This is a genomic window from Streptomyces sp. SM1 (genome assembly GCF_002910825.1).
GTDB classification, from domain to species: domain Bacteria; phylum Actinomycetota; class Actinomycetes; order Streptomycetales; family Streptomycetaceae; genus Streptomyces; species Streptomyces okerensis.
On the sequence record NZ_NEUB01000589.1, the window covers coordinates 1 to 5,824 of the forward strand.

Annotated in this window: 5 protein-coding genes and 1 pseudogene; 5 read left to right on the forward strand and 1 reads right to left on the reverse strand. The window is 74.5% G+C overall.

Annotated elements, in window-relative coordinates; all coding sequences use genetic code 11:
• A pseudogene (locus B9S61_RS14485) lies at window positions 1-538 on the reverse strand (hypothetical protein); the annotation flags it as partial.
• 292 nt (window positions 539-830) lie between these two features.
• On the opposite strand from B9S61_RS14485, the gene proB reads away from it, so the two are divergent.
• From proB to B9S61_RS14510, 5 genes are all read left to right on the forward strand, one after another.
• Complete coding sequence (gene proB, locus B9S61_RS14490) at window positions 831-2,012, forward strand: glutamate 5-kinase (protein WP_103542626.1); 1,182 nt, start codon at window positions 831-833, stop codon at window positions 2,010-2,012.
• 141 nt (window positions 2,013-2,153) lie between these two features.
• Complete coding sequence (locus B9S61_RS14495; RefSeq protein ID WP_103542627.1) at window positions 2,154-2,612, forward strand: hypothetical protein; 459 nt, start codon at window positions 2,154-2,156, stop codon at window positions 2,610-2,612.
• Between the two features lie 64 nt (window positions 2,613-2,676).
• Window positions 2,677-3,963 carry a glutamate-5-semialdehyde dehydrogenase gene (locus tag B9S61_RS14500; RefSeq protein WP_103542628.1) on the forward strand — a complete coding sequence of 429 codons (1,287 nt, stop codon included), beginning with the start codon at window positions 2,677-2,679 and terminating at the stop codon, window positions 3,961-3,963.
• A 53-nt stretch (window positions 3,964-4,016) separates the two neighbouring features.
• Complete coding sequence (locus B9S61_RS14505) at window positions 4,017-4,637, forward strand: hypothetical protein (RefSeq protein WP_103542629.1); 621 nt, start codon at window positions 4,017-4,019, stop codon at window positions 4,635-4,637.
• 95 nt (window positions 4,638-4,732) lie between these two features.
• Window positions 4,733-5,806: a hypothetical protein gene (locus B9S61_RS14510; protein ID WP_103542630.1), complete on the forward strand. Its 1,074-nt coding sequence runs from the start codon at window positions 4,733-4,735 to the stop codon at window positions 5,804-5,806.
• Window positions 5,807-5,824 lie beyond the last annotated feature (18 nt).

Sequence of the window (5,824 nt, forward strand, 5' to 3'; positions counted from 1 at the left end):
CCAGCACCAGCAGCCGGTGGCCGGGGCGGCGCAGCACCGCGGGCGGGACGGGCGAGAGCCGCAGCGCCGAGGCGTCGATGTTCCGGGTCACCACGGGCAGCGTGCGGGTGCGGCGGACCAGTACGGACACGGCCTGGATCGCACAGTGCAGGGCGTAGCAGACGAGCAGACCGGCGGCGATCGCCGCGTACTGGGTCTCCCGGTCCTGTTCGCCGAGCCGCAGCAGGCCCACCACCAGCAGCAGATCGCGCAGCACATGGCGGACCGTGATGTCCGCGTGTGCCTTGGCGAAGACGGTCAGCACCCCCCGCTGCCAGCGGTACAGCACCCCCTCGACGGCCAGGGACAGGGCGGTCGCGGCGACCAGCAGCGGCACGTGCGGCGACAGGGCCGCCACGGCCTGGGCCGCGCAGGCGCCGACCAGGGCGGCCGCCACCAGTGCCCTGGCGACGGTGGGACGGCCCGGCAGGCCGGCCGGGGGGAAGCGGTACCGGCGGATTGCCGCCCTGAACCGCCGGGGGGACGTGGGTACGGGCACTGCGGTCACTCCAGGGTCGTCGTGGGACCGTGCGCCGGGATTAACGCCCGGCGACCACCGGACGACACGCGCGTGTACCGGAACCCTTCGACACCCGCGGCCCCCACCGGCCCCGCCCCGGATCGCGGCCGGCGGACGCTCCCCGCTCCGTGGCGTCCGTCCCGGTCCCGGCCGGCGGGTGCTCCCGCTCCGCAGCGTCCGTCCCGGAGCCTGGACCGGCGGGCGTCCTTCACTCCGCTTCGCGTAGATTGCCTGACGGGTGAAGGTTCGACGTGAGGGGACGTGCGGCAGGGTGGCAGGGGCAAGGCGGGCCGTGGGCGAGGCGCGCAGGATCGTCGTCAAGGTCGGCTCCTCGTCGCTGACCACCGCGGCGGGCGGTCTGGACGCCGACCGGGTGGACGCGCTCGTCGACGTGCTGGCCAAGACCAGGAACGGGTCAGCGGCCCGCGGGGCCCCGTCCGAGGCGGGCGCGGGACGGCGGGCGTGCGGGGGAGAGCGGGAGATCGTCCTCGTCTCCTCCGGTGCCATCGCCGCCGGTCTGGCCCCGCTGGGCCTGCGCCGCCGCCCCACGGACCTGGCCCGCCAGCAGGCCGCCGCCAGCGTCGGCCAGGGGCTGCTGGTCGCCCGCTACACCGCCTCCTTCGCCCGCTACGGCGTCCGGGTCGGCCAGGTGTTGCTGACCAGCGACGACATGAGCCGCCGCGCCCACCACCGCAACGCCTCCCGCACCCTCGACAAACTGCTGGCGATGGGCGCTCTCCCGGTCGTCAACGAGAACGACACCGTCGCCACCGACGAGATCCGCTTCGGCGACAACGACCGGCTCGCGGCCCTCGTCGCCCACCTGGTCCGCGCCGACCTGCTGGTACTGCTGTCCGACGTGGACGGCGTCTACGACGGTGACCCCGCCCGCCCCGGCACCTCGCGGATAGCGGAGGTCAGGGGCCCCGGGGATCTCGCCCATGTGGAGATCGGCAGCGCCGGGAAGGCGGGCGTCGGGACCGGCGGCATGGTCACCAAGGTCGAGGCGGCGCGGATCGCCGCCGCCGCCGGCGTCCAGGTGGTGCTGACCAGCACGGTGCACGCGGCCGACGCGCTCACCGGCGGCGACACCGGCACCTACTTCCACCCCACCGGGCGCCGCTCCGCCGACCGGCTGCTCTGGCTGCAGCACGCCTCCACCCCGCAGGGCTCGATCACCCTGGACGACGGTGCCGTGCGCGCGGTCGTGCAGGGGCGCAAGTCGCTGCTGCCGGCCGGGATCGCCGGTGTCGAGGGCGATTTCAGCGCGGGCGACCCGGTCGAGCTGCGCGACCGCGCGGGGCGGGCGGTGGCCCGGGGACTGGTCAACTTCGACGCCAAGGAGATCCCCCTCCTGATCGGCCGCTCCACCCATGAGCTCGCCCGCGATCTCGGCCCGGGGTACGAACGAGAGGTCGTACACAGGGACGATCTGGTGGTCCTGCATCCGTAATGTGCCGGATCGTCCACCCTCGCCGGTGCACGTTCCGCGAAACCGCCCCGCGATCCGCGGCGGCCTGCTCAACTTTGTCGCAGGGACAAGCCCGCCCGACCCCCGGGCGGTCCGCGTGTGAAGGAGGCCGTCGTGAGACGAGTGCGCCCTGGGACGGCGGCGTCCCGCGGTGGTCCCGGCTCCCGGACGTCCGGCGACGAGCGCGCCCTGACCAGCGTCGCGGCCGGGGACCGGTTCCCGGGTGGTGAGTCCCACGACCTTCCGCGGCTGTGGCACGTCACCCTCAGCGTCTCCGGCCGGCCCGCCCCTGTCGCGGAGGTCCGCCGGGCCCTGGAACAGCTCGCCCATGACCACCCCTTCCTGCTGACCAGCCGCTACGCCGAGGACCACGCGGAGATCCGCTACTGGGAGGAGGCCCGCGACCTGCACGACGCGGCCGCCGTGGCACTGCGCCTGTGGGGCGAGCACCGGCAGACGGCGGGCCTGCCGCCGTGGGAGATCGTCGGCCTGGAGGTCATCGACCGGCCGACCTACCACCAGCGCGTCGCCGCGGGGTACGGACCGGCTCAGGCCACTCCGGTCGGGGTCCATCCCTTTTGAACCCGTGTCTCATGGTTCGGGATGACGGCCGACGGTGCCCGCCGGCCGCACTACCCTTCCCACCATGACCACGCTCTCGCCGTACGACTCGATGTCCCCGGTCAACCAGGCCGCCTACCGGGCCAAGGGTGCCGCGGCCACGCTCGCCCCGCTGCCGCGCGCCGTCAAGGACGACGCGCTGCTCGCCGTCGCGGACGCGCTGGAGGTCCGCGCGAGCGAGATCGTCGAGGCCAACGCCCAGGACGTGGCGAAGGCCCGGGAGTCCGGCATCAGCGAGGGCATGATCGACCGGCTCACGCTCACCCCGGAGCGGGTGCGTGCCATCGCCGCCGACGTACGGGACGTGGCCGCGCTGCCCGACCCGGTCGGCGAGATCGTCCGCGGCTCCACCCTGCCGAACGGCATCGACCTGCGCCAGGTCCGGGTGCCGCTGGGCGTCGTCGGGATCATCTACGAGGGCCGGCCCAACGTGACGGTCGACGCCGCCGCCCTCTGCCTGAAGTCCGGCAACGCGGTCCTGCTGCGCGGCTCCTCCTCCGCGTACCGGTCGAACACCGCGCTGGTGCGGGTGCTCCGGGACGCCGTGCACGGTGCCGGGCTGCCCGCCGACGCCGTGCAGCTGGTCCCCGGCGAGAGCCGCGACAGCGTGCGCGAGCTGATGCGCGCCCGGGGCCTGGTCGACGTGCTCATCCCGCGCGGCGGCGCCTCGCTGATCAACACGGTCGTCCAGGAGTCCGTCGTCCCGGTCATCGAGACCGGCACCGGCAACTGCCACGTGTACGTCGACGCGCAGGCCGACCTCGACATGGCCGTCGAGATCCTGGTCAACTCCAAGGCCCAGCGGGTCGGCGTGTGCAACGCCGCCGAGACCCTGCTGGTCCACCAGGACATCGCCGCCGAGTTCCTGCCGCGCGCCCTGGACGCCCTCGCCGGCGCCGGGGTGACCGTGCACGCCGACGAGCGCGTGATGGCGTACGCCAAGGACTCCCGGGCCACCGTCGTGGAGGCCACCACGGAGGACTGGGAGACCGAGTACCTCTCCCTCGACATCGCCGCCGCCGTCGTCGACTCCCTCGACCGGGCCGTCGAGCACATCCGGCTGTGGACCTCCGGTCACACGGAGGCCATCGTCACCACCTCGCAGCAGGCCGCCCGCCGCTTCACCCAGTTGGTGGACTCCACCACGGTCGCGGTGAACGCCTCCACCCGTTTCACCGACGGCGGCCAGTTCGGGTTCGGCGCGGAGATCGGCATCTCCACGCAGAAGCTGCACGCCCGCGGCCCGATGGGCCTGCCCGAGCTGACCAGCACCAAGTACATCGTCACCGGCGACGGACACGTCCGGCGCTGAACCCCGCGGGGCCGCGGCCGGCCGGGACCGGCGTCCCCACCGTGTCCCGGCAGATGGATGAATTTCCATACCGTCTGCCCAAAACGACCCCCCAGGTCTACTCTGGACGCGTGCCGGAGGACGTGGGGGGCACGCCGTTCCCTGACGGCTGGGAGCCCGACGACGACCACGACCGCGGGGTGTCGGACGAAGAGTTCGCCTCCGTGGTCTTCGACGAGGACTTCGTGCGTGCGGCCGAGGTACATGAGCCGACCGCCGTGGAGCGCCTCCTGGCCGCCGCCCGGGCCAGAGCCGAGGCCTCAGAGGCCGAGGCCCGCCGGGCCCGCGCCCGCGGCGAGCGCCACGACAACGGGTACGGCGGTTACCGGGGCGACCCCGGCCACGGCCCGGACGGCGACGCAGAGGCCCTGGAGGACGACTACGGCTCCCCGGGCCCGTACGGCAGACAGGTGCGCTGGCACCGGACCGTCGCCTGGATGCTCGCCCTGGTGATGGGCGTCGGTATGGTCGCGCTGGCCTTCTCGGCCGTCTACCGGGGCAGCTCCGCGGGCCGCCAGGACCCGGTCCCGCCGCCCGCCTCCACCGGGGTGGAGCAGGGCGGCGCGGTGGCGCCCTCCGCGTCCGCCGACTACTCCCGGCCGGCCGTCCCGGTGATCCCGGGCGGCGGCCCCTGAGACCGCACGCCCGGGTGCCCACCCGGCGGGAACCTGTCGGAACTTGGGGCGGGGCGGGGCGTTTACGGCGCCCTCCCCGGACCCACTCTGAAGATATGGGAGAGCCTTCGGACCCGCCCGAGGGGACGCCCGAGGGAGCCCCCGGAGGCGGAGAGGACGAGTACAGGTCCGTCGTCTTCGACGAGTCCTTCGTCCGTGCTGCCCGGATCCAGGAGTACTCCGCCCGGGAGCGCATCACCGACCACGCCCCGGCCGTACGCCGCAGCCCGCCCCGCCGCGGGGGAGGCCTGTCCCGGCAGGCGCTGGTCCTGGTGCTGCTGATCGCCGTGGCCTTCGGCACCGCCGTCTACATGGGCGCACGCAACTCCTACCGGACCCCCGCCGGTGAGCGGCCCGCCGAGCCCCTGCGGATGAGCGTCGTCCCGCTCGCCCCGCGGGGCGAGGTGCCCGGCACCGCCGACGTCGAAGCGCTGTACGCGCGCAGTCCGGCGGCGCGGTTCCGCGCCGGCGCCGAAGGCGTACCGCTGCCGGCCTCCCGCAGCACCGAGCACTTCTCCGCCGACCAGGTGGTGGCCGCCCTGCTCACCGCGAAGGACTACCTCGTACGGTCCTCCCTGGACCCCGGGGTGCTCACCGGCGGCGAGACCCGCCCCGTGCGGGTGCTGCTCGACTCCGGACAACTGGACCAGTTCGACCGGAGCTTCGACCGGCCGGCCGCCGACGGGAGGCACGCGTCCACCGGATGGCTGGTCCGCTTCGATCCCGCCCGCGTGAAGCTGGCCGACCCCGGGATCCGGGTGCGGGGAACCATGCAGGCCGCGGAGGCCGACTCCGCCACCCTCGAGGTGACCACCGACCACACCTTCGCCTACGCGCTGCGCCCGGCCGACGCCGGCCGGGACGCCCGGGCGTCCCTGTTCACCGTCCGGCGCGAGCTGCGTTTCCGCTTCGACCGTGACGATCTGCGCCTGCACCGGGCGGAACTCGTCGCCGCCCACGTCGAGGCCGGACCGCTGTCCTGCGCCCAGGACACGGCCGGCCGGCTGCGCCCGCTGCTCGCCGGCCAGACGGCCGGGAAGGACGGCCCCGCAGGCACCGACCCCTACGCCACACGCGGCGCCCCGGCACTGTGCGGCTCCCTGGCGACGGGCGCTCAGCCGAAACTGTGAGCGGCCCGCTCCCTCGGG

Coding starts and splice junctions, on each gene's coding strand:
- B9S61_RS14510 (WP_103542630.1), top strand. CDS start 4,733: ATGGGAGAGCCTTCGGACCCGCCCGAGGGGACGCCCGAGGGAGCCCCC.
- B9S61_RS14500 (WP_103542628.1), top strand. CDS start 2,677: ATGACCACGCTCTCGCCGTACGACTCGATGTCCCCGGTCAACCAGGCC.
- B9S61_RS14505 (WP_103542629.1), top strand. CDS start 4,017: ATGGATGAATTTCCATACCGTCTGCCCAAAACGACCCCCCAGGTCTAC.